The organism is Sinorhizobium mexicanum (assembly GCF_013488225.1).
Lineage (GTDB): Bacteria > Pseudomonadota > Alphaproteobacteria > Rhizobiales > Rhizobiaceae > Sinorhizobium > Sinorhizobium mexicanum.
The window spans coordinates 2,551,724-2,573,439 of sequence record NZ_CP041238.1; the positions used below are offsets into that span (position 1 = coordinate 2,551,724).

Genomic DNA, 21,716 nt, shown 5'->3' on the forward strand with positions numbered 1-21,716 from the left:
CATGCAGCAATTCAAAGTGCTACAGCGTCCTTTGCGCGTCTGAAAAGACGCGCGGCGCTGTAGGTCCTTGAGGGCCGAAGTGAGTCTGAGAGAAAGGGGGCCTGTGTGGTTAGCGCGATAGAGAGCGAGATCGGCGGGGTGTTCATCCCGGTAAGCAATATCGAAGCCGCAAGAGACTGGTATTGCCATCTCCTCGGGCGGCCGGCGGACGGAGACATTCCTTTCGGGCATCTCTATGTGATTGCCATGAAAGGCAGCACTGCGCTCGTCCTCGACAGCAAGGGGTTCGTGGGACCGCATGTCGGCAAGCCGGTTTTTCATTTCAATGCCGATGACCTGAGCGCCGCACACGCGCATGTGTCTGCGCTTGATGCTGACAACGTCTCCCCCATCACGGACGGAGCGTTCTTCACGTTCAATGATCCTGACGGCAATCTCCTGATGGTGGCAAACGTCCCTCCCGCGCCGCGCTTCGAGGACGAATAGCGAGGCGTCGAGATGAGGTGGCCCATCGACGTCGCTGATTGCAGACGTCTAATGGTCTAATTCTTTGAAAACCACGCAATTCCGGACGAAAAACCGTTACACACTTTTCCTGGAATTGCTCTAAGGATCCGGTTGAACTCTCGTCCGCAAGTCGTTGAATGCGGTGCTGGTCTGCCCGGCCTCCGCGCTTGTCCCATCTGATGAGCACATTGAACCATTTACACTTTCTGGCCCCCCGGTCGCCGCATGACTCTTGCGAAATTCGAAGCCGCAGCCACCTCCGGCCCGCAGGTTGCGGCCGCCGAGCTTCCCTGCCCGCTCAGTTGTACGGCGAGTTGCAGGCGCGGCGCGGGCCTTCATGCGGCTGGAAGGTGTTGTCGGTCGACCGGTAGGAGATGTAGCGATCGCGGCACCAGCGGGCATGGGCGTTGGCATCGTAGCGGATCACCTGCTGCTGCCGGCGCACGCGTCCTGGGTCGAGTGCCGGAGGCTTCGGCCCGCCGACGGTCGCGCCCGGGCCGACGCCGATGTCATAGGGCTGGCCGCGATAGCGCATGGCGGCGCCGGAGTTCGGGTAGCGGTTGACCTGGAAGTCCCGGTACTCCCGCTCGATGAAGAGGTCGTGGCGGGATATGCCCCGATAGCCGGTCCCGTAGTTGTTGCCATAGTTTCCCCTGAGGGGCACGCCGGTGCAGACGCCAATGCACGGCGTCTGGGCCGCAACCGGCGGCACGGCCGAAACGGCGGTCAGGAGCGCGAGCGCGATGGTGGCTGCAAACTTCACGGGCTTCACCTTTCCCTTCCTCTTGAAGCAACGATTTTCACGGAAGGATTGATCCCCCCGTTACTATACACCATCGGACAGCGAAAGACGCGCGTTTCCGCAACCCTCTCGCATGGGTCGGCGGCCGCATGTTTCCTCAAGTGCTACTCAGATCATAAACGTGACCAATTCTGATAAGCTGCGCGGCGGAAAACCGCACACACTTTTCCTGAATTTGGGAGCAAATGCCGCGAGATTCCGAAGGCCGACATTATCGAGGTTCGCGGGACTTCGCACCCTGCACGCCGCTGCAGCGGACCGACTGGACTGACCAGCAGCCTCGTCGGCCGTTCCGCTTGACGGTGGATTGTTTCTCCAGATCGGCTGCTCAATGGACTTCTCCGTAGGGCGCGAATACCATGGGCGCAGTTCCTCCTCGGGTACCATTGCCCAATGGCCGAAGAACGCGTCCAGCGCCGTCTTGCAGCAATCCTCGTCGCGGACGTCGTGGGGTTTTCGCGTTTGATGGAGGAGGACGAGGTTGCGACGCTCGCAGTCCTGAAGGAGCGCCGGGCGACTATTCTCCAGCCTGTCGTGCGCGCGCATGGCGGCCGCATCGTCAAGGTGATGGGAGACGGCGTTCTCCTGGAGTTCCCGAGCGCGGTCGACGCCATCTCCGGAGCGGTCGAGTTGCAGCGGAAGATGGCGGATGCAAACGCCGCCCTGTCCGAGGCGCGCCGCATCGTCCTGCGCATCGGGATCAGTCTCGGTGATGTCGTCATAGACGGCAGCGATCTCTATGGCGACGGCGTCAACATCGCCGCACGGCTGCAGAGCCTGGCCGAACCGGGTGCCATCTACGTGTCGTCGGGCATTCGTGATCAAGTCAAACGCAAGCTGGCATTCGACTTCGACGATCTCGGGCCGAAATTTCTGAAAAACATCGCCGAACCGGTTCATGTCTATCGCGTCGTCTTTGAAGCCGCCGCCACGATCGGTCACCAGGAACAGGCGCTGCCCCTGCCCGCAAAGCCATCCATCGCCGTGTTGCCGTTCACCAACCTCAGCGGGGAAGCCGAGCAGGACGCCTTCACGGACGGGTTGACCGAAGACCTGATTACCGACCTTTCAAGAAATGCCGGCCTGTTTGTCATCGCGCGCCATTCGACCTTCGCCTACAAGGGAAAATCGATCGACGTTCGATTGATCGCACGCGATCTGGGCGTTCGCTACCTCGTGGAGGGCAGCGCGCGCCGCGCCGCCGATCGCGTGCGCATCAACGTTCAGCTCATCGACGCCGTTGGCGGAGATCACCTCTGGGCCGAACGCTTCGACCGAAACCTCGAAGACATCTTCGGCGTCCAGGACGAGGTCACAAACAAGATCGTCGAGGCCCTTGTTGGACGCTTGGCGGAATCACCGTCACGCAACCGCCCGAAGAGCCTGGAGGCTTACGACCTTTGTGTCCGCGGGCGAAGTCTGGTGTCATCGTTCAACAGTTCCCCGGAAGCGCTTCGCGAGGCCGAGATACTTCTGAACCAGGCAGTCTCCATCGATTCCGAATATGCGGAGGCAATCCGCTGGCTGGCTTTTGTTCACTGGCAAATATGGGCACAGAGCATCGATCCCACCGAAGACAACCGCTCGCGAGCCTTTGAACTGGCCCGCCAGGCGGTAGCATTGGACAAGAACGACGCCGCCAATCATTGGTTTATCGGATTTTTGTTGGCCAATGAGAAACGCTGGCCCGAGTCCGATGAAGAGTTCGCAGCCGCCTTCACGCTGGAACCAAACAATGCGGATGCCCTGGCCATCCGTTCGGAGCTTGCGGCGTTCGCAGGCCACGCATCGGAAGCGATCGAACTGACCCAAAGGGCGCTTCGACTGAATCCGCACCCGCCCGGGTGGTATTATTGGCAGCTTGGACTCGCGCATTACGCGGCCTGCCAATATGAAGAAGCCGTCAGGATCCTGCGCATGGAGGCGATCTACCGCAGCCCCTCGCGCCGCATACTGGCGGCCAGCCTTGCCCAGCTCGGACGCAGGGACGAGGCGATGCGCGAGGCAGCTCTTTTCATGGCGATGACCCCGAAATTCACCATCACCCACTGGGCCGCCGCACAACCCGCCCGCGACATGGAGACGGTCCGGCGCTTCGTCGAAGGCTATCGCATGGCCGGATTGCCGGAATGAGTGCCAAGACCCCAAGTTTGCGGCATTACAGCGCCGTGCGTCCTTCAGGACGCACAAAGGACGCTGTAAGTCTTTGAATCTACGCATCGTGCTTTCCGAAAATCGATTCCGATTTTCGGGCCGATGCGCTAGGTCTCAAACGCCCCCAACGGCGGCTTCTGGTCCGAAGCTGGCGTTAGGCGATCTCGGCCTCTACGACCGCTTTGCGCCTTCCTTTCGGTCATTCAGAGTATCAGATCGAGCTTCTGAAAGCCGACGGTCTGCGCAGGAGTGATCGCGTCCGGAAAGCGCCACTAGCAGCCACGACCTACTGCATGTCTCCTTAAATCGACCTCGGTTTAAGGACAAAGACATGCAGCAATTCAAAGTGCTACAGCGACCTTTGCGCGTCTGATAAGACGCGCGGCGCTGTAGCCGCGCCAATGCGCCAATAGTACGGATCGCCGCGCCGCGACCCCAACCCTGAGGAGGGCGGCGCGGGAGTCTTCGCTACACCGTAGGAACCGTTCCACCATCTATCACGTATTCCGCGCCCGTTATCGTGGCAGCGCGGTCTGACGCCAGATACGCTATGAGGTTGGCGACTTCCTCTGGCTTTGATGGCCGACCAATTGGAATTCCCCCGAGAGAACCCATGATGATCTTCTTGCCCCCTTCGATGTCGGTGCCCGCCTCGCGCGCGAGACGCTCAGCCAAATGAAGGGAAGCCTCCGTCTCTATCCAGCCTGGCGAGACGCGAACCACCCGTACACCTTTGGGTGAAACCTCTTTCGACAGGCTCTTGCTGTAGGTGGAGAGGGCTGCCTTGGCGGCGGCATAGGCGGTGGTTGCTTCGGGCAGCGGCAGCAATCTCTGTATCGACGTGACGTGAATGACCACTCCGGTTCGTCTCTCGACCATTTCCGGGACCAGAAGTCGGTCGAGCCGAACGGCTGAGTAGAGATTGAGGTCGAGTTCCTTGCGCCATTCTCCGTCCGAAAGCGCGGCAAATCCTCCTGCCGGAGCCGATGAGCCACCCAGCATGTGAACGATGATATCCACTTCGCCGAGCCTCTTGCGCACCGCATCGGCGACAACTTCACATCCCCCTTCGGTGGTCAGATCGGCCGGAACAAACATGTCCGGCGGCATGTCTTCCGGCTTTGATCTGGCCGTCGTCAGGACATGCGCGCCGAGCTCGCGAAAGAGCCTGACGGTGGCAGCTCCCGCACCTCTCGTACCGGAGGTAATGAGCGCGCGCTTGTCTTCAAGCGTGAGGAAGGATGTCATGCGCCGATCTCCAGTCGGGCAATCTTCTGGTCATCCTGGAGATTGAAACGGTACGTGAGAACGGCCGGGCTGCCTGGGAATTGTCCAGTCACACGGGCGCGAACTATCGTGACTTCATCCGATGTTACCACGTGAAGGGGCTCTGCAGTGTGTTCGTACTGTTCCTTGGCTCGCTTCCACCAGGTTGCGATCGCCTCGGGGCCGACATGGGACATGCCTTCGTCAACAACAGTGGCGTCGGTAGCGAATATGCCGGCAGGGGCCATCCCCGCCTTGCCCTGGTCCGCGGCAAAGTAGCTTTCGATTGAGTGTGGGAGGTTCATAACTTGTCTCAATTTTAGTTGATCGTCTTCGACAGGGTGACGCCTCCTACACATAGGACTGGACAACAATCCCGATAAGCGGGATTAAGATGGATGAGGAATTGCGATAATCGGGACAATGTATCAGCCAGGTTTGAATGACATCCGGGCCGTCATCGCCGTTGCACGGCGGGCCTCGTTCCGAGCGGCAGCCCTTGATCTGGGCATGTCTACAACTGCGCTTAGCAACGCCGTCGCCAAGCTGGAGGCCGAACTCGGCACACGCCTGTTCAATCGTACGACCCGCAGCGTCGCCCTGACCGACGCGGGCCGCGGCTTTGTCGAGCAGATCGGCCCCGCCCTGGAGGATATCGACGCCGCCATGAACGCGGTGCGGTCGAGGCAGGCTGTTCCCTCAGGCGTGCTCCGCATCAACGCCTTTGCAACAGCAGCTCGCGACATCTTGTCCCCGCTGATCCTCGAATTCCTGCGCCGCTACCCGCAAGTGCATATAGATCTCGCGACGGACGAGCGGCTCATCGACATCGTCGCAGAAGGGTTCGATCTTGGAGTGCGTGTCGCCGACCTGCTGCCCAAAGACATGATCGCCGTCCCACTTGGCCGAGCGCAGCGCTATGCGGTCGTAGGCTCCCCAGACTATCTGGCCTTGCACGGGAGGCCGAAGGTGCCAACCGACCTCCTCGAACATCCCTGCATCCGCGTCCGTCTGCCAAACGGCATGCTCTACCGCTGGCAGTTCGAGCAGGAAGGCGAAAAAGTCCAGATCGATGTCAACGGACCTCTCACCCTCGATGAGGCAAGCCTTGCACGCATGGCCGCGCTGGATGGTGTGGGACTTGGCTTCTTCATGGAGCTGGACGTGCGTTCCGACATCGATTCAGGTCGTCTCGAAAGATTGCTCGAAGACTGGACCCCGCCCCTTTCAGAACTTTGCCTCTACTATCCGGGAAGGAAGAACGCGTCCGCGGCACTCAAAGCGTTCGTTGCGCTCGCGCGAGACGTGTCAAAAAGCCGGGCGTGATTTCAGCACGCGCCCTGGCTGGGCCGCTCAGGGCCAACGGCACTGGCGGGTCGCGTGCCTTTGCGCACTATGTAGCGCTCTAAGAAACAGTGCCACGATCGTGAGGGCGGCCGAGATCACGGTCCCTGCGGACATGACACCCGTCCATCTGCCAGCTAAACGGGCCGCGCCTCTTGGGACAATGTTTCAGTTACTGAAGTTCGACAAGGCGGCTATGCGCCTTCACTTCAGTCATTCCGGTCACTTTGGCGATTTCCTGAAAGCTGTCGATCGGCTGAGCGCCATCCCTTGCCAACTTCCTGATCGTTCCCAAACGGGACGGCACATCGACAGAGTCGAGTTGGACGTTATGGCGGCGTCCGACACAGCCCTCTGTTTCCGGCCAGGGGCGCTCGGTGGGCTGGCTGATGATCTAGGCCCGGTGCGGAGGCAGGTTTGGAAACGTGGCGCTAAATAGAACCAATGCACAATTGCGATAAGATGTTTCATCATTTCCGGTTCTTGAGGTCCAATGTCTGAAGTCGATTGGCTAAGCCATCTCCTGCAAATCGTCACCGTAACCGGTCAGCTCGAGGTCCGCTGTACCTACGGTGCGCCATGGCGCGTGGCCTGGGGCCGGGCTGCGGCGAACGAAATCCCCTACCACGCCATCGTCCAGGGTCGGGCCATTTTCGAGGATCCGGAGACGAGAACAACGAGGGAGTTGGTGAGCGGAGATATCGTGCTGCTGCCTCATGGTGCGGCGCATGTACTGCACGACGGCAGCGGGCAAGCTCCTATCCATACCCGGCAACACCGGAGGCCTGCCGGATGGATGCTGAGCGAGAACGATAGCCAGGGCGAGCAACTCGATCTGTTGTGTGGTCGATTTTTCATCGCGCCGCCCCATGATCGACTGATCCGTAACTACCTGCCCACAAATCTCGTGGCGCGGGCTATGGACGGCCGTGGCGAAGATGGTATCGGTTCCGCCTCCAACCAACTGGCCAGTCTGGTGAGGCTGATGCGCATGGAGTCCGCCGGCGACCGAGCCGGAGGACGCGCCGTTCTCAACGCCCTTTCTTCGGCCCTGTTCACACTGGTACTGCGAGCGGCGAGCGAGTCCGAGAAAGCCCCCGAAGGCTTGTTGGCCGTGGCCGGCCATCCGCGACTTGCTCCAGCCATTGCGGCCATGCTCGGCAATCCGGCCCATCCATGGAAACTGCCTGATCTGGCGGATTTGTGCGGCATGTCACGCGCCACGTTCATGCGGCACTTTCAAGACAGGCTAGGTTGCTCCGCGCTCGATTTGTTGACCGATCTCCGCATGAGTCTGGCAGCCAACGAACTTAAGAAGCCAGCAATAAGCACTGAAGCCGTGGCCGAGACGGTGGGATATCAATCCGTTTCGGCATTCCGACGTGTGTTTGCCGAAAGGATGGGGATGACGCCGGGGGAATGGCGCCGACTCGCGCACAATGGCGAGTAGGCCGGGACGATCTTAATTCATATGCGCCAGATTGATCCTTTCGCGCATGATATTGAGCCAATCCAGTCTCGATGTTTGCAGGATCAGTCGTAAATTGGGTTCCGTAATCACTTGATGAAGGAGCCACCCAATGAACTGCATCAATATCGCCGCCAACGAAACCGCAACCGGCACAGACGCCGAAATCTACGCGCGGACCGAGACCCCCGGAATCGCTCTCGCGCCCCAACCATCCCATTCGCCCGCGCAGCCGACGCCGACGAACGCCGTCATCGAAACCATTCTGAGCCGTAGTGCTGCCAAATACTACGACCCCGCCGCCACCCTGAGCGATGGTGAGATCCGCGACCTGGTGCGGATCGGCACTTCCGCGCCGACGTCATTCCACCTGCAGAATTGGCGGTTTATCGCCGTCCGTACGCCTGACGCCAAGGCCCGGCTACGTCCGATCGCCTGGAACCAGCCCGCAATCACCGACGCCGCCGTTACCTTCATCATCATCGGCCAGTTGGCCGATGCCAGCACCGTCCCTGAGCGCCTGGCGCCGGTGGTGGAAGCCGGCATCATGCCAGCGCACCTGGTGCCGGAATGGGAAATCCCCGCTCGCGGGCTGTATGACCGTCAACCCCAGCGGCAGCGCGACGAGGCGGTACGCTCCGCTACCTTCGGCGCCGCGGCGATCATCTATGCAGCTCGCTCCTTCGGCCTGGGTTCGACGCCGATGATCGGATTTGACGCAGAAGCCGTGCACCGCGAGTTCGGCCTGACCGAAGACGAAGTGCCGGTCATGCTGCTGACCGTCGGGCCGGAGCGGGCCGGTAACTGGCCGCAGAAGCCGCGCATGCCGGTGGCCGATGTCCTGTCCTTCGCATAATTCGAAATCCAAACAACTTATGGAGATTATGATGCCCAGAACTATTGCCCTAAAGCCTGAACATGTGCCGGCTGAATCGAAACCAACTCTCGATACATTCACGAAGAGCATCGGGTTCACCCCAAATATGATGGCGGCCTTCGCGCAGAGCCCTATCGCGTTCAACGCGTGGGCCACGCTGCTCGGCTCCCTCAGCAAAGCACTCGATGTGAGGACACGCGATAGTATCGGCCTTGCCGTCTCCGAGGTGAATGGCTGCAATTACTGCCTGACGGTTCACAGCTACACCGCCGAACATATGGCAAGGTTGTCGGCTGGTGACATCATTCTCGCCCGCAAGGGTCATGCAAACGACCCGAAACGAGACGCCGCCGTCCAGTTCGCGCGCAAAGTCATCGAGACCCGAGGACACGTTGGTGATGCCGATCTGAAAGCCGTCCGCGATGTCGGCTACACCGATGCGAACATCATCGAGATCGTTGCGCTGGTCGCCATGTACTCCCTGACGAACTTCTTCAACAACGTGTTCGATCCCGAGCGGGACTTTCCCGCCGTTACCCCGGCCGGCTCGATCTAAGCCCGGTCCTGTCGCCGCGCGACATCACACAGCAATTCGACAACAAGGTCTTCGCGAAAGGCGTTAAGCCGATAACGAGTTGCGAGAGATCGAAAACACCTTCCACGCCTGCAATTTATCCGAACCAACAAATATCTGAGGAGACAATTCCCATGAAAGCGATCGTAGTGACCGACCCGGCTGCGGGAACGGCCGGAATGAAGCTGGTGGAGCGACCCGAGCCGCAGGCCGCGATAAACGACGTCGTCGTACAGGTCCATGCGGCGGGGTTCGTCAACACCGAACTGGATTGGCCTTCGACCTGGACGGATCGGGCCTTTCGTGACCGGACGCCATCGATTCTCGGCCATGAGCTGGCCGGTGTGATCACCGCGCTGGGCTATGGCACCACGGGGCTGTCGATCGGTCAGCGGGTGTTTGGCCTGTCGGACTGGTATCGCGACGGCACACTCGCTGAGTACGTCGCTATGGAGGCCCGCAACCTCGCGCCATTGCCCGGCAACGTCGACTTCACGGTTGGCGCAAGCCTGCCAATATCTGGCCTGACCGCATGGCAGGGACTGTTTCAGCATGGCCGCCTTCAGGCGGGGCAGAGCGTCCTCGCACATGGCGCGGCTGGCGCCGTCGGCTCGATCGTGACGCAGCTTGCGCGGGAGGCCGGCGCCTATGTCATCGGCACCGGACGCGCCGCTGACCGCCAGAGAGCTCTGGACTTCGGTGCAAATGAATTCGTCGATCTTGGAAGCGACACCCTGGAAGACGTCGGTGGCGTCGATCTGGTATTCGACGTTATCGGCGGCGATGTTCAGAGGCGGTCCGTAGCGCTGATCCGGGGCGGAGGAACGCTTGTGACAGCCGTCGGACCGACGGATACTCGACCTGTGGATGGCCTGGTGGTTGACTTCGTCGTCGAGGCTGATCGTGCCCAGCTATCCGAGATCGTTCAGCGGGTCCGGGACGGAAGACTGCGGACGAACATCGGCAAGATTTCAAGTCTGGACGATGCGGTCGCCACCTTCAATTCTACGGAGCGGCGCGCGGGAAAGACGGTCATCCGCGTTCACCCGTGAGGACTCGGGGAGAACGAGGATATTTGCGGGGCAGTTGAACCAGCCGTATCGTTGTGTCAACCGCGACAAGATGGCCAACGGTTTTCCGCTGACGGCAACTCTCTCTGGAATTGAATTGAGAAGCAGGCCGTCAGCTTCCGGCCCGAAGCGTTCACTCTTCAAGCCGACGGCCATGTCTTCTGCTACATAGAACCACACTTTTCCTCATCCCGCTCAAGGTTGCGCCGCGGGATGCGGGCGGAAAACCGTGCACGGTTTTCCTCATCCCGCTCCGGCCGTTTGGAAGTTTTGAGAACTATTTGGGTGGGCTTAATTACGACGCTGTTCGTGTCCTGCAGAATTTCAGCCTCTATCAGATCATGTTTCTTGGAGGCTGCCATGAACGATACTTGCACCCTTGCTCCTGCCTCGCCTCAGGCGGCGCGGCCGGGAACGTCCGCGGGCCTTGCGGAGGTGTCGCGTGGCGGCCGGGCGACCCTGCGGGGCATTGTTGAGACCCGGGACGAACGGAAGCGCTTTCACCGGGATCTTGAGCAAAAGTCGAAGGCCAATCCCCGTTTGAGCGACGATATCGGTCTGGCGAGACAAGAGGTCGCGTCGGAGGCCGCCAGCCCCCTGGCTGGACAGGGAACCGCCAAGGGTTTCCTGCGGCTTCTCGGAAGGCTCGGCACCTTGGCCGCCCGATGGAAAACGTGGCGAGGTAGCCTCGCAGTCCGGGCAGCGATCGACGATTTGAGCGAAGGACAGTTGCGTGAGCTGGGTATCAGCCGCGTTGCACGGAGGGCCCGGTGGCTTGACGGCTGCGAGACTGAGTTCCCCATCGATTTCGAGTACCGCATCCATCGGGACGTCTCACCATGAAAGTGAACGCCATCGGACCTACTGCATGTCGCCTTTAATCGTAGCCGGTTAAAGGACAAGGACATGCAGCAATTCAAAGTGCTACAGCGTCCTTTGCGCGTCTGAAGAGACGCGCGGCGCTGTAGTAGACGTGCAGCAACCAGGCGCTGCAGCGTGGCCTCAACAACGGGCACCCCCGCGCGTTCGTTCGAACGCGCGGTACTCTCGTCACGCGGTCACCCGTCCGCCTTCAATAGTAAGGCGAGACGCACACCTGGCGCGGACCGTAATAGGGCTGGAACGTGTTGTCGTAAGCCCGATAGGACCGGTAGCGCGCATAGCACCAGTTCGTGTGCGCGTTGCCGCCGTAATAGCTCTGGCGGTAATAGCGCGGCGCGTAGTAGCGCGGGCGGTAAGGCGGGGCATAGTAGCCGCCGTCGTAATAGCCTCCGCCGTATCCACCGCCGTAGTACGGCTGCGCCAGCAGGCCGCCGAGGATCGCACCGGCCGCGAGCCCACCGAGTGCCCAGCCCCAGTCGTCGCCGCCGCCATGGTGATGATGGCCGCCATGATGGCCGCCCCATCCGCCGTGATGGCCACCCCATCCACCGCCGTAGCCGCCGCGAAAACGCCTGTACTGGACCGGCTGCGCCTCTGGAACTTCTATCTTCGGCATCGCCGGCGCGGCAACGATGGGAAACGCCATGGCGGGCGGAACGCTGGTAAGCGTCGTCGCCAGCGACAAGGCAATGATTGCTAGCCTCTTCATTGGCTTCACCTTTTCCTCCACAGCGCCGCGCATCAAACGCGATGCGCAAACGACGCTGCGGCACTTTAACCTGCTCGCATATTTTCGTCCTTAATCGGTTTCGATTCAAGGAATTACGCAAGCAGCAGGAAAGCATTCCTTTCAAATAATGGCCGAATCGCGGTGCTGTGAGATCCGCCGCGAAAAAAACATGATTTCCTGCTCGCGGGACGCCCAGTGACATCTTGCTTCCACACGCATTGATGGAAACAGCCATCCTGTCATGGAAGGAACGGGGAACGCGGCACCCAAGTTGCGCCCCCCCGCGTCCCGGACGCAAAAGGAACGCTGTGGCACTTCGAATTGCTGCATGGTTCTACCCTTGAATCGGCCAGGATTTAAGGAAACATGCAGCAAGGAAACCTGCGAGGATAGATGTTCAAAAGGGACACGCGATGACGGTATTACGGATCCTGAAGAAGACACTGCTGGCGGCAGCGCTCGTCATCGCGGGCGCCGGCGGCTATACGCTCGCGGCAAGGCACAGCGGCTCCGGCACCCCGCCCGAAATGGCGGCGCCCGAGCTGCAGGCAAAGGAAGTGGTGGTGGACAAGTCCGCGCGCACGCTCAAGCTCCTGCGCGATGGTACGGTGCTTGGCGAATATGGCGTGTCCCTCGGCGGTAATCCTCTCGGCCACAAGGAGCGCGAGGGCGACCGGCGAACGCCGGAGGGCGACTACCGGATCGACTGGCGCAACCCGAATTCCGCCTTCCACCTGAGCCTCCACATCTCCTACCCCGATGCCGCCGATGAGGCGCGCGCGGCGGCCGCTGGCGAAAGCCCCGGCGGCGATATCATGATCCACGGCCTGCCGAACGGCTGGGGTTTCCTCGGCTCGCTCCACCTCCTCCTCGACTGGACCGACGGCTGCATCGCCGTCACCGACGAGGAAATGCGCCAGATCTGGTCACTGGTCCCCGACGGCACCCCGATCCGCATCGAGGCCTGAGCGGGCCACGACAGCAACGCTTTTTCCCCTCGCCCGGTCGTGCCGGCGCCAAGCCGCGGAACGCTCCGGGGCGATACGGCGTTATTGTTTCAACCGCAGCGTTCGCCGCTCGCATGTTTGCTCGATTTGGAACCGATTTCGGGATAAAACATTGAGTGGTCCGAAGTGGTGCAGCGGCCCTTGCGCGAAGGCACGCGAGGGCGCGTTGCAGAGCGTGCGCTGGATAGCATCCGGTGACCGGATGCTGCATGGACACAGGAGTATGCCATGAGCGTTTCTCTTAAAACTATCGTCCTTTCATCCGCCCTCGTTGCAGCAGCCGCGCCGGCCTTTGCCGACGGCTACTACTATGTGGATCGTGCACCGACAGGCAGCATCTACTACGCCGATCCGACGCCGGACGTCGTCTACGTCGATCCGATGCCCACCGGCAGCATCTACTATCAGGGCTACAATCGTCCGATACCGCCGGCGAACCTTGGCGCGGCCCGCGACCGCTACACCAACGAATACCAGGGTAGCCACCAGAACGACTATTACCTGGGCATCACGCCCCCGCCGACGGCTCCCTGAGCGGGCCGTGGCGCGTCGCTGGCGCATCGGCCCGAAAATCGGAATCGATTTTCGGAAAGCACGATGCGTAGATTCAAAGACTTACAGCGTCCTTTGTGCGTCCTGAAGGACGCACGGCGCTGTAAGTACCGGATGACGCGGGTTTCCTTGGACGGTTGCAAGGAAAACTGCATACAGGTGTTTTGCCGGCCCGCCGGCCTCCGCGCTGCGATTTCATAGCGCCAGGCCGACCCGGTCGCCCTGCTGATTTCGTCCTGGAGCTTTTTCCGCAGGGCAACGGCGTCGTCGTCCGCGGTCGCGGGTTCAAGCGCGAACGAGCCTGCCGGCGACGGCCGCCAAGCGCATGGCCGGTGATTTGGTGCGGCGGCTGCGATGGGCCTCGGCCGATCACCACCCAAGAAAATCGCACCTCGTTCCCGTGCTTGCCACAGGCGTGCTTGCCACAGGGATTGAGCAGCGCCGCGCAGGCGGCGCAGAGGGCTGCTCGAAACCGGCCTCGATTGGCAGTGGGGGCACCCACAGGAGCGCCCGCCCCCCTCCCGTCCGTCGCGAGCACAGGAATGACGGGCGCGTTTGTTAGCTGCTGATCGACCAATGGTTGCTGCGCTGGCAGAACCGGCGCCGCCTGATGGTCGCCACAGTCAGGCGCCTGTCGCGATCGACGCCCGGCAGAGGGAGAACCTGAAGCGCGCACATGTCACGAGTAGCGTCATCACTCTCCTTATCCGGACAATATTTGACATCAAGCATGGCGGCGTCGCGGACCGTTCCATCACCGGCAGTGATGATGCCGTTGCGACGGCGAGCCTCGCGCTCAGGCATGAAGCCAGCATCCTGACCCGCCGATGCGATCGCGGCGTTTCGTGGCATCGATGGCGTGTATTCGGAGGGCCGTTCAAAGCTAACGGGGCCGATCTCAGCCAACATCACGCGTTGCTCGAATGCCCGGAACGCAGCCGCGGCGTTGCTCGCCGTCTGGTCAGAGGCGCCCGGCCTGTTGCCGGCAAGGTTCGTCTGCGTCGACCAGGGGGATTGCCTGTCGCTCCGCACATGGTTCGACTGCGCCACCATCGCGCCGGTTGCAACTTGAGGCTCCGGATTCACCGCCGGGAAGCGATCCCCCTTCCTGACGTAGGATGCCAGGAGATAGGGCATATCGTTTCCGTCCACACGGGCGCGGCCCACATACTGCACCCGCACGGAAACCGTGCCGCGGCGCTTCAGGTCCAGCATGTCTGCTGCCTTGCCGGAAAGGTCGATGATGCGCCCCTTATGATAGGGACCGCGGTCGTTGACGCGCACGACGACCGACGAACGGTTTTCAAGATTGGTCACCCGCACGTAGCTCGGCAAAGGAAGGGTCGGATGCGCGGCGGAAAGACGATCGGGAAAGTAAACCTCGCCGTTCGCGGTCAGCCTCCCGCGAAACGCCGAGCTGTACCAGGAAGCGACGCCCTTCCGGTCGTAGCTGGGGTCTTCTCTCGGATAGTAACGCTTGCCTTTCACCACATAGGACTTGCCGACCACATAACGGCCGCGGCCCTTCAAGGTCTTCTTGCCGTGGGCGACCCGCTGGCTCGCCTTCGTAAGCGATAGCTTTCCGGAAGCATATCCTTTGCCGCTGCTCGGGACTTGCGTGGTGGTACAGGTGGCACAGCAGGCGCAGATCATGATGATCGCCAACCATCGTACGCCTTTTACAGCCGTACTTGTATCAATATCCATCTGCCCAAAGCGACAGCCTTCCGTGCGTCTGCGGCAAGCCTCGACACAAACGCTCATGTAGGCTGGAGCGCCGCGCGTTCAAATGAACGCGCAAAAGACGAATCCGGGGCCTCTTTCTGCCTTCAGTGATTCCACTTGAAAGCACGATGCTCCAGGCGCTCGAAGTCTGCTGTGCATTGGGTCGAAAGACAGACGGAAAAGCAGCCGAGGCACGCGCCGATGCATTGCAGCATTCTGGGACCGTGCCACGAAATTCGCTCCATCCGTGAAATGATTGCCAAATCGGCGTGGATGCCAAAAGTTCCCTGGGATACGCGAATTTGCCCCATCCTTTGTTGAGGCCAGCCGGTGACACCGTTTCAATGAAACCGTGAAAGGCGTTTGAACGCCCCTACAGCGCCGCGCGTCTTATCAGACGCGCAAAGGACGCTGTAGCACTTTGATTTGCTGCATGTTTCTATTTTTAAATCGGCTGCGATTAAGTAGGCGTCTCTGCCGATCAAGGGCCAGATTGGACCGCCTGCTCCAGGACCTTGAACAAGCGACGCTCCTCGGTCGGCTTGCCGACATTTGGCGCGCCTGCGAGGACTTCTCCGCCGATGAGCTCCGGACTGGCATAAGCGCTTGCCACGACGAACGGTACGTTCTGCGCGCGCAGCGTCTCAGCCACCAGTGTCACCTTGCCGTCCCTCAAGGTTACATCGAGAATCGCCACGGCAGGCAATTCATCGCTCAACAGTTCAAGCGCCTCCCCCACCGTCGCCGCGGGTCCGAGTACGCACCAGCCGCGTTGCTCAAGCAGCAGCTTGAGATCCATCGCGATCAGGAACTCGTCCTCCACGATAAGCACGGTCTTTTGCACAGGACCATCTCGGTGTCATGAGACCGCTCCTATCGGGACGACGATCTCGACCACCAAACCCCCCGGCGCATAGTTAAGTTCCACCCGTCCGCCGAGTTCGCGGTTCGCAGCGAACTCGATGAGCTGCGTGCCGAATCCCGAAGAGGCCGGTGGCGCAACCGGGGGGCCGCCACTCTCTTGCCAGACCAGCCGCAGGCGCCGGGCGCTCGCCTGTTCCAACTCCCAGCGGAGGCGAATCTGTCCTGTGGGTACCGAAAGCGCGCCGTATTTGATCGCATTGACCGCGAGTTCGTGCAGGATGAGGCTCAATGACATGATTTGCCTCGACTCCAGCCGCACGGCCGGCCCCGGCACAACGAGAACGGCCGTTGGCCCCTCCGAATACGGCTCAAGCGTTCGCGCGAGCATCGCCTGAAGGTCAATCTCGCCCTCCGAGTAAGCCATGTCATGCGCCTGCACAAGCGCGTTGAACCTGCCAAGGAAGGCGTCGCGGTACTCCGCGCCAGAGCGGCCCGCCGCCGTGGTCTGACGCGCCATTGCCTGCACCAACGCCAGCAGGTTCTTCATCCGATGCCGGAGCTCGCCGAGCAGAATGTCCTTCTCTGCCTCGCGCCGAAGTCGCTCTGTGGCATCCACGACTGAAAGCAGCAAGGTGCGGCTGTTGTTGTCGGGATGGAACAGACGGTGGGCACTGACGAGCATCGTCCTGTGACCGATGCTCGGAAAGTCGTGCTCCACCTCGAAGTCCACCACCGCCGAGCTTCTCGGGATTACTTCTTCGAGCAGACGCCGCAACTCGGGGATGTCCCACTGCCGATTGCCGAGCTCGTAAAAGTGCTGCCCGATCGTCTCATCGCGATCGACTTTGAATGTTTCAAAGAAGGCCCGGCTGGCGGTCATCACGCACAGCTTCTCGTCGAGGACGATTAAGGGATCCGGGACCGTGTCGATTATGCCTTGCGCCTGGACATGGCCCTTCCGCAGCAGGCGATAAAGATCCTCCAGATTCATCTTTATCTCCATACGTTCAACTTCTCAGAAATTACCACACGCCTCGTTCTTGATGAAGGCGAGGACGCAGCGCGGCAGCGCCTCGCCGGCGACGCGGACGACCTCCGCAGGGATAGCGCGCACGGCGGGTCAACGGGCCAGTCGCCCGCCGGTCCCCCGTCGACACTCTGAAGTTTTTCATTGCGCGACGCGCCGTGGCTCTCGTCCGCGTGACGAACGGAGCGCGCAAGCTCCCAACTCGGCCAGCATGGCCAACGCGCGCGCCGCCGCCCGTCAAGCAGGATAATATTCCTATCCGCGTTCAAACAAAGCACCGCCCTCCCCATATTCGCGCAAGCCCTTGTCGAAGAGGAGCGCATTCAGCCCGCGTTTCAGCCATGCGAGTTGCGGCTCCGGCATCAGCCTGAGGCCCTCGTAGTCCATGACGCAGACGTTGAAGACCGTGGTTTTGACCTGCCGCCCTTCCGCGCATCCGGAAAGCACGCCGTCGAGGCGCATCATCCGGTCGGCGGCCTTCAGCGCCGTGCGGGCGCGCTCCTCGGTCGTCTCGCCGGGATGCCCCGCCACGCGGTCGAGCGCCTGGGCGCGCACGCTGGGATAAGGAATGCCGCTCAGGTGATAGTAGCGCGCCATCGCCAGGGCATAGTCGTCGCCGGCCTCGCGCTGCTCGGCGGTGATGCGCCCGTCGAGGAACAGGCGGCCGAGCGTGTAGCCGGCAAAGGCACTTGTCGTGTCCAGCCCATGCATTCGCTTGCGTGCCGCGAGCGCCACCGCGATCGCCTCTTTTTCACTCTGCTGTCTCGACCATTCTGGCCGGATCTTGCCGCAGGCGAAGCGCTCGGCATTCACCTTGCGCGGGCGTCCAAGCTGGGCCTTGCGCTTTGCACGCAGCTTCTGGGCTTTGCTCGTCATTTTCGGGTCCTTTCATAACCGGGGTAGGAAAAGTGGGGGACGGTTTTCCGGTCCACCCCGCGCCAGCAAAGAAGCGGGGCAGGAAAAGTGGTTCCGGTTTGCCGTTCCGCCCCGCGCCAGCAAAGAAGCGGAGCAGGAAAAGTGTCTGCGGTCGTTGCCCCGGGTCGCGGCCAGAGAACATGAATCTGTTTCTCCGAAATCACGCCCAAACCATTGAAAGGCTTGCACGAAACACCAGCGCCACAACCGGCTCAGGCATCCGCCGATCTCCGTTGCACCACGCCGAGCACGGTCGTGTGCTTGCGGTGGAAGATGCGGCCGAGCAGCGGCAGTGAGAGGTCCTTGCGGGCGTCGTATACCGCGCGCATGCAGGCGTGCCGGGGTTCGACCAGGCGGCGCTCGCGTCGCACGCTGATGATGTCCTCCCAGGTGACACCGGGGAAACCTTCGAGCACCGCCGCAACGATCTGCTCGACCGGCGGCCGGTCGCCGTCCTCGGCCGCCTCGCCCGGCCTTTGCCCAAGCAGCGCCTGCGCCTGGGCGATCAGCCGCGCCCCGGCATCGGCTAACTCCGTCTCGAGCGCGGCGATCCGCCTCGCCTTCGCTGCATTGTCGCCCGCAAGCGCCTGAAGCCGCCTTTCGAGCTCCGCAGCCGCAGCCGCCGAGACGACCGCGTTTGCCGGCCTGACCAGCCGTTCGCGCACGGCGCCGTAATGCCGGGTGAGCCGCGTCAGTTGCGACTGTGTCCCTTCCAAATGATTCGTCACTGCTTACTCCTGTTTCCTGCCGGCGTGCTGCCGGCGTTTCGCGTTTCCGCGGCTCTTAAGGACTCAATCATTTCGCCGGCTAATGTTTTTCAGTCCTGCTGAACTTCATCGCCAATCCGCGCTCATTCCTGCACCCGTCTTGTGCGGCCACCCCCAGCACTCCCTCATCCCTGTGCCTGCCACAGGGATCCAGCCGCGGCGCGTCGGCGCCGTCGATGATTCCGTCTGGCCGCACAGACGCTGCGAAAGCGGCGCCAGAATCCCGCTTTGCGCAAGCTTCTCCCGCGCCCAAGGACTTGGGCGCACTGGATTCCTGTGACGAGCACAGGAATGACGGAGAGGGAGGCTGAAGCTGTGCTAGATCGAGCCGGCCGAGGCGTGTTCGACGGTTGATGCTCTGTGCACTCAAGCCCGGCATTTTCGTCTCCCCCTGCACACGTCTTGGGCGGCCATTCCCTGCACCCGGCTTGGGCGACAAACACCCCTTCCCTGCACCACTCCTGGGCGACCATCCCAGCACGCCCTCATCCCTGTGCTCGTCACAGGGATCCAGCCACGGCGCGTCGGCGCCGTGGATGACTCCGTCTGGCCGCACAGACGCCGCGAAACCGGCGCCATCGTCCGGCCCAACGCAAGCTTCTCCCGCACCCCAGGACTTGGGCGCACTGGATTCCTGTGACGAGCACGGGAGGACGGCGCTATGGCTGAGCCAGATCGAGCCGAGGCATGTTCTACGGTTGCTGCACTTTGTGCAGCCAACCGGGACTCCGTCATCCCACGTTCGTCACAGGCATGAGGTTCCACGGCGGCAGCCGCGCGCACTCCCGTCATCGGTCCTGCTCCGGGAAGGACGGCGCTTCCGGCTCGGCCTGCTCGCGAAAAGGGGCGAGGATCGCCCGCACCCGCTGCTTGCTTTCCGGCGAAGGCGCGGGACGCGCAAGCGCCTGCAGGGTCTCCGCCGTCGCACGCGCCCGGGACATATCCTCCCTGGCGCCCAGCGCCTCCTTTCGGGAAAGCGCCGCGAGTTCCGCCGGCATCGGCATGAAGGCGGGCTTCACCGTAGCATATTCGCCGCGCTTCAGCTTCACGATCGCCGCCATCAGCCCGCATGCCGGCACGTTCGAAAGTGCCAGCGTGTATTCGCGCAGGAAATCGGCGGGCGCGATCGTAGCCGGCGCCACCATGCCGCCGCGCTTCAGCGCATTGAGGCACTCGGCCACGCGCTCCGGCGGCGCCGGCTTCAGCCTATCGGCGAGCCTGCCAATCTCTTCGTTCAAGTTCGAAAGTCGTGCCGGTAAAGTCGTCATCGCCTGCCCGTCCCAATGCCCTGTCGAGTTCGCGTTGCACCTCGTCCTGGTGCGCCCTGAAATTCCCCTTGCCGCCGACGCCGCCGGGCGGCGCCCGCCCGCCAAAAGCCCGCGGCCGGCCGGCATTGCGGATCCAGTTGCGCCAGGTCGCCTGCCAGTCGAGCTTGGTCGCCTCGCGCCCGGCCTTGGCGCGCCAGTAGTCGCGGAATTTCTCGAACTCGGCCTCCGCCTCCGCCCGGCCGAAGCCCGCGCCCGCCGCGAAATCCCAGTCGGGCAGGAACGCGTCGGGCAGCCGCATCCCCCGCCGCCTACCCTCTCCGCGATTGGCCTCTGCTCGCGTGGCCTCTCCCCGATTGCCCTCGCCCCGGCTGGCCGGCCGATGCCTGGCTTGCCCGTGCTCCCGCTCCGGGCTTTCGCCGCCCCGGCGCGCAGCCGCTTCGAGCTCGTGACCCCTGGGCTGCCGATGCTCGGCCCATGGTCGCTCCGCACGCGCAGCATGCCCGTGTCCCGCCTCCGGACGCACAACCTCCCGATCTGCTGCGCCCTGATGCGCAGCCTGCCGGGTCCCAGCTTCGCCAGCTCCAGCCGGGAAAACCCCGGCGGCGGCATCAGGGCGCCGAAGACCCGAGCCGGCGAGGCCTGCGCCAGTCGGACTGAAGCCAGCCGGGCGTAGAGCGCCGAGCGCCGTGCCGGTGACGACCCGGCCAGCAACGGCCGACCCGGCGGCTATTGGGTTCGGGGTTGGGTTAATTTCTTTAGGGGGTGCGGGGGACCTTTCTTTATCGGGAAGGGGGGCGTCACGCTCCGTCACGGGGCTGTCACCGGCCGTCGCGTGACGCGGGCAAACCAGCCCCTCGCCCTGAACTCCCTCCGCTTCCTCCCGCGCCAGCCTTTGCCGGCGGCGCTGCTGGCGGGCGCGGTCGGACGCCCGGCGCTTCTCCAAGGCGTTGCGCGCATGTGCCTCGGCGGCCGAGACCGCCGAAAGGATAATCTCCGGCGTCGCCCCCGCCTCCACCAGCGCCGCCACGATCGCCGAGATCCGCAATACCGCTTCCCTCATTCCTGCCTTCCGCCTTTCACGAGCAGCGCCGCGCCTCGCGGGACGCCGCTACCGTTTGAATTTCCACCTCACCCCTCGGACCGGCGCGCCGCCCCAAGAGACACAAGAGATCACGCGCCGCATCCTGCCCGCGCGGAGTTCCCCCTCGCGGCGCCGATTTCGCCGCGCATCCCATCGATGTTCTCGAATTCCCGCAGGCGCCGAACCGGCCGCAGGACCTCCTCCCTCAGCCGCCCGGCCGCGGCCGGCCGAGATGAGCTGGTGCGAAGCCCTGTCGGTTGAAAGTCAGCCGACAGGGCTTCGCGCTGATCGCCGGGGAGGAGAGCGGCGATCAGTTCCTGCGGGGTGCAGGAAAAGTGCGAAGCGGTTTTCCGTCCGCACCCCGCATCCCAAGAGCCCCGGGGTGCAGGAAAAGTGCGGTTTTCCGTCCGCACCCCGCATCCCAGGAACCCCCGAGTGCAGGAAAAGTGCGGTTTTCCGTCCGCACCCCGCATCCCAAAAACCCCCGGGGTGCAGGAAAAGTGCGAAGCGGTTTTCCGTCCGCACCCCGCATCCCAGGAACCCCCGGGGTGCAGGAAAAGTGCGAAGCGGTTTTCCGTCCGCACCCCGCATCCCAGGAACCCCCGGGGTGCAGGAAAAGTGCGAAGCGGTTTTCCGTCCGCACCCCGCATCCCTATCCTCGGGAACGTGCGAAGGCGCTTTCCGTTCACACCCGCACCCGAGAAACTCGGGCGCGGATTTGGGAAGCGGACTTCCGCCTCCACCAACACCTCAAAAACCGGGAAGATCGTGCGTCGCCCTTCTGCTGGCCCCGCCCAGTCCCCCGGGGCCCCCAAGGGATGCCCACAAGACTGATC

General features: G+C 62.5%; 21 protein-coding genes. 10 read left to right on the forward strand and 11 right to left on the reverse strand.

Going from position 1 to position 21,716, the window contains the following annotated elements:
* Positions 1-105 precede the first annotated feature (105 nt).
* Positions 106-486 (forward strand): VOC family protein, encoded by a 381-nt coding sequence (locus tag FKV68_RS12065; protein ID WP_180938076.1) that lies wholly within the window; start codon positions 106-108, stop codon positions 484-486.
* Positions 487-805: 319 nt separating this feature from the next.
* Here the strand turns inward: FKV68_RS12065 and FKV68_RS12070 are convergent, their stop codons facing one another.
* Positions 806-1,279, reverse strand: a complete 474-nt coding sequence (locus FKV68_RS12070; protein ID WP_180938077.1) for a BA14K family protein — start codon at positions 1,277-1,279, stop codon at positions 806-808.
* 423 nt (positions 1,280-1,702) lie between these two features.
* Here FKV68_RS12070 and FKV68_RS12075 point away from each other — a divergent pair, with 423 nt between their 5' ends.
* On the forward strand, positions 1,703-3,442 hold the full coding sequence (locus FKV68_RS12075; RefSeq protein WP_180938078.1) for an adenylate/guanylate cyclase domain-containing protein: 1,740 nt from the start codon (positions 1,703-1,705) through the stop codon (positions 3,440-3,442).
* A gap of 489 nt (positions 3,443-3,931) precedes the next feature.
* Here FKV68_RS12075 and FKV68_RS12080 read toward each other — a convergent pair whose 3' ends face one another.
* Together FKV68_RS12080 and FKV68_RS12085 are read right to left on the reverse strand one after the other, a co-directional pair.
* Complete coding sequence (locus FKV68_RS12080) at positions 3,932-4,711, reverse strand: SDR family oxidoreductase (protein WP_180938079.1); 780 nt, start codon at positions 4,709-4,711, stop codon at positions 3,932-3,934.
* On the reverse strand, positions 4,708-5,034 hold the full coding sequence (locus tag FKV68_RS12085; RefSeq protein WP_180938080.1) for a nuclear transport factor 2 family protein: 327 nt from the start codon (positions 5,032-5,034) through the stop codon (positions 4,708-4,710). Before FKV68_RS12085 ends, FKV68_RS12080 begins: the two co-directional genes overlap by 4 nt.
* A gap of 118 nt (positions 5,035-5,152) precedes the next feature.
* Between FKV68_RS12085 and FKV68_RS12090 the strand changes: the two genes are divergently transcribed.
* The 6 genes from FKV68_RS12090 to FKV68_RS33055 all read left to right on the forward strand — a co-directional run bounded on the left by FKV68_RS12090 (position 5,153) and on the right by FKV68_RS33055 (position 10,905).
* On the forward strand, positions 5,153-6,055 hold the full coding sequence (locus FKV68_RS12090) for a LysR family transcriptional regulator (protein WP_180938081.1): 903 nt from the start codon (positions 5,153-5,155) through the stop codon (positions 6,053-6,055).
* 511 nt (positions 6,056-6,566) lie between these two features.
* Complete coding sequence (locus FKV68_RS12095; RefSeq protein WP_180938082.1) at positions 6,567-7,523, forward strand: cupin domain-containing protein; 957 nt, start codon at positions 6,567-6,569, stop codon at positions 7,521-7,523.
* A 130-nt stretch (positions 7,524-7,653) separates the two neighbouring features.
* Positions 7,654-8,397 (forward strand): nitroreductase family protein, encoded by a 744-nt coding sequence (locus tag FKV68_RS12100; RefSeq protein WP_245181199.1) that lies wholly within the window; start codon positions 7,654-7,656, stop codon positions 8,395-8,397.
* Between the two features lie 31 nt (positions 8,398-8,428).
* Positions 8,429-8,974, forward strand: a complete 546-nt coding sequence (locus FKV68_RS12105) for a carboxymuconolactone decarboxylase family protein (RefSeq protein WP_180938083.1) — start codon at positions 8,429-8,431, stop codon at positions 8,972-8,974.
* A gap of 152 nt (positions 8,975-9,126) precedes the next feature.
* Positions 9,127-10,044: an NADP-dependent oxidoreductase gene (locus tag FKV68_RS12110; RefSeq protein WP_180938084.1), complete on the forward strand. Its 918-nt coding sequence runs from the start codon at positions 9,127-9,129 to the stop codon at positions 10,042-10,044.
* Positions 10,045-10,422: 378 nt separating this feature from the next.
* Positions 10,423-10,905 (forward strand): hypothetical protein, encoded by a 483-nt coding sequence (locus FKV68_RS33055; RefSeq protein WP_245181200.1) that lies wholly within the window; start codon positions 10,423-10,425, stop codon positions 10,903-10,905.
* Between the two features lie 229 nt (positions 10,906-11,134).
* On the opposite strand, the gene FKV68_RS12120 is transcribed toward FKV68_RS33055, so the two are convergent.
* Complete coding sequence (locus FKV68_RS12120; RefSeq protein ID WP_180938085.1) at positions 11,135-11,653, reverse strand: BA14K family protein; 519 nt, start codon at positions 11,651-11,653, stop codon at positions 11,135-11,137.
* Positions 11,654-12,087: 434 nt separating this feature from the next.
* Between FKV68_RS12120 and FKV68_RS12125 the strand changes: the two genes are divergently transcribed.
* Together FKV68_RS12125 and FKV68_RS12130 are read left to right on the forward strand one after the other, a co-directional pair.
* Entirely contained in the window at positions 12,088-12,642 is a 555-nt protein-coding gene (locus FKV68_RS12125; protein WP_180938086.1) for a L,D-transpeptidase family protein, read from the forward strand.
* A gap of 267 nt (positions 12,643-12,909) precedes the next feature.
* On the forward strand, positions 12,910-13,215 hold the full coding sequence (locus tag FKV68_RS12130; RefSeq protein ID WP_180938087.1) for a hypothetical protein: 306 nt from the start codon (positions 12,910-12,912) through the stop codon (positions 13,213-13,215).
* Between the two features lie 576 nt (positions 13,216-13,791).
* Here the strand turns inward: FKV68_RS12130 and FKV68_RS12135 are convergent.
* The 7 genes from FKV68_RS12135 to FKV68_RS12165 all read right to left on the reverse strand — a co-directional run bounded on the left by FKV68_RS12135 (position 13,792) and on the right by FKV68_RS12165 (position 20,859).
* Complete coding sequence (locus FKV68_RS12135; protein WP_245181201.1) at positions 13,792-14,940, reverse strand: septal ring lytic transglycosylase RlpA family protein; 1,149 nt, start codon at positions 14,938-14,940, stop codon at positions 13,792-13,794.
* A 499-nt stretch (positions 14,941-15,439) separates the two neighbouring features.
* Complete coding sequence (locus FKV68_RS12140) at positions 15,440-15,802, reverse strand: response regulator (RefSeq protein ID WP_180938088.1); 363 nt, start codon at positions 15,800-15,802, stop codon at positions 15,440-15,442.
* Positions 15,803-15,817: 15 nt separating this feature from the next.
* The gene (locus FKV68_RS12145) at positions 15,818-16,813 is read right to left on the reverse strand and encodes a PAS domain-containing sensor histidine kinase (protein ID WP_180938089.1); all 996 of its coding nucleotides are present in this window, start codon (positions 16,811-16,813) and stop codon (positions 15,818-15,820) included.
* Between the two features lie 291 nt (positions 16,814-17,104).
* The gene (locus tag FKV68_RS12150) at positions 17,105-17,725 is read right to left on the reverse strand and encodes a hypothetical protein (RefSeq protein WP_180938090.1); all 621 of its coding nucleotides are present in this window, start codon (positions 17,723-17,725) and stop codon (positions 17,105-17,107) included.
* Positions 17,726-17,976: 251 nt separating this feature from the next.
* Positions 17,977-18,492, reverse strand: coding sequence for a helix-turn-helix domain-containing protein (locus tag FKV68_RS12155; protein WP_246452492.1), 516 nt, complete (start codon positions 18,490-18,492; stop codon positions 17,977-17,979).
* Positions 18,493-19,319: 827 nt separating this feature from the next.
* The gene (locus FKV68_RS12160) at positions 19,320-19,769 is read right to left on the reverse strand and encodes a hypothetical protein (protein WP_180938091.1); all 450 of its coding nucleotides are present in this window, start codon (positions 19,767-19,769) and stop codon (positions 19,320-19,322) included.
* Positions 19,738-20,859 (reverse strand): hypothetical protein, encoded by a 1,122-nt coding sequence (locus tag FKV68_RS12165; RefSeq protein WP_180938092.1) that lies wholly within the window; start codon positions 20,857-20,859, stop codon positions 19,738-19,740. Before FKV68_RS12165 ends, FKV68_RS12160 begins: the two co-directional genes overlap by 32 nt.
* Between the last annotated feature and the right edge of the window lie 857 nt (positions 20,860-21,716).

Bases quoted from the DNA above. Each gene is read 5' to 3' on its own strand.
- FKV68_RS12075 (WP_180938078.1), top strand. From the start codon at position 1,703: ATGGCCGAAGAACGCGTCCAGCGCCGTCTTGCAGCAATCCTCGTCGCG.
- FKV68_RS12080 (WP_180938079.1), bottom strand. From the start codon at position 4,711: ATGACATCCTTCCTCACGCTTGAAGACAAGCGCGCGCTCATTACCTCC.
- FKV68_RS12085 (WP_180938080.1), bottom strand. From the start codon at position 5,034: ATGAACCTCCCACACTCAATCGAAAGCTACTTTGCCGCGGACCAGGGC.
- FKV68_RS12090 (WP_180938081.1), top strand. From the start codon at position 5,153: ATGTATCAGCCAGGTTTGAATGACATCCGGGCCGTCATCGCCGTTGCA.
- FKV68_RS12095 (WP_180938082.1), top strand. From the start codon at position 6,567: ATGTCTGAAGTCGATTGGCTAAGCCATCTCCTGCAAATCGTCACCGTA.
- FKV68_RS12100 (WP_245181199.1), top strand. From the start codon at position 7,654: ATGAACTGCATCAATATCGCCGCCAACGAAACCGCAACCGGCACAGAC.
- FKV68_RS12105 (WP_180938083.1), top strand. From the start codon at position 8,429: ATGCCCAGAACTATTGCCCTAAAGCCTGAACATGTGCCGGCTGAATCG.
- FKV68_RS12110 (WP_180938084.1), top strand. From the start codon at position 9,127: ATGAAAGCGATCGTAGTGACCGACCCGGCTGCGGGAACGGCCGGAATG.
- FKV68_RS33055 (WP_245181200.1), top strand. From the start codon at position 10,423: ATGAACGATACTTGCACCCTTGCTCCTGCCTCGCCTCAGGCGGCGCGG.
- FKV68_RS12120 (WP_180938085.1), bottom strand. From the start codon at position 11,653: ATGAAGAGGCTAGCAATCATTGCCTTGTCGCTGGCGACGACGCTTACC.
- FKV68_RS12125 (WP_180938086.1), top strand. From the start codon at position 12,088: ATGACGGTATTACGGATCCTGAAGAAGACACTGCTGGCGGCAGCGCTC.
- FKV68_RS12130 (WP_180938087.1), top strand. From the start codon at position 12,910: ATGAGCGTTTCTCTTAAAACTATCGTCCTTTCATCCGCCCTCGTTGCA.
- FKV68_RS12135 (WP_245181201.1), bottom strand. From the start codon at position 14,940: ATGGATATTGATACAAGTACGGCTGTAAAAGGCGTACGATGGTTGGCG.
- FKV68_RS12145 (WP_180938089.1), bottom strand. From the start codon at position 16,813: ATGAATCTGGAGGATCTTTATCGCCTGCTGCGGAAGGGCCATGTCCAG.
- FKV68_RS12150 (WP_180938090.1), bottom strand. From the start codon at position 17,725: ATGACGAGCAAAGCCCAGAAGCTGCGTGCAAAGCGCAAGGCCCAGCTT.
- FKV68_RS12165 (WP_180938092.1), bottom strand. From the start codon at position 20,859: ATGAGGGAAGCGGTATTGCGGATCTCGGCGATCGTGGCGGCGCTGGTG.